Source organism: Candidatus Symbiopectobacterium sp. NZEC135 (genome assembly GCF_025962695.1).
Map to the genome: position 1 here is coordinate 1 of NZ_JAGFPF010001293.1, position 613 is coordinate 613.

At 56.8% G+C, this 613-nt stretch carries 2 protein-coding genes; both read left to right on the forward strand.

What is annotated here, in order from left to right:
* A partial coding sequence (locus J5224_RS33890) for a winged helix-turn-helix domain-containing protein (RefSeq protein WP_264629246.1) occupies positions 1-517 on the forward strand: 517 nt, incomplete at its 5' end.
* Positions 514-613 (forward strand): hypothetical protein (locus tag J5224_RS33895; protein WP_264629247.1); only part of this gene is annotated, 100 nt, incomplete at its 3' end. The genes J5224_RS33890 and J5224_RS33895, both read left to right, overlap by 4 nt.

The following is a 613-nucleotide window of genomic DNA, read 5'->3' on the forward strand; positions in this document are numbered from 1 at the left end:
GTTGACCTCCCTTGACAGCGACATGAACCCCATTTTCGCGCTGGAAATGGGCGCAGATGATTATATTTTGAAAACCACGCCACCCGCCGTGCTGCTGGCCCGCCTGCGACTCCATCTGCGCCAGTATTCAACGCAGCCAGCCACGCAGGCCGCGCCCGAAGCGCCCTCGGTGCAGGCGCAGGTTCAGGTGCACAAAACGCTGCACTTTGGCTTGCTGTGTATCGATCCGGTTAACCGCGAAGTGACGCTGGCGGAAGAGAATATTGTGCTCTCCACCGCCGATTTCGATTTGCTGTGGCAGTTGGCGACCCATGCCGGGCACACCATGGACCGGGATCTGTTGCTTAAAAATCTGCGCGGTGTCAGTTATGACGGCATGGATCGCAGTATTGACGTAGCCATTTCCCGTCTGCGCAAAAAGCTGCACGACAATGCGCTGGAGCCGTTCCGCATCAAGACCGTGCGCAACAAAGGTTACCTTTTTGCGCCGAACGCCTGGGAGAGCGCCACACCATGAGAAAACTGTTTGTGCAGTTTTTTCTGTTACTGTTTGCCAGCTTCGTGGTGATGACGCTGCTGGTGGGCCTGGTCTACAAAATGACCGCAGAGCGCG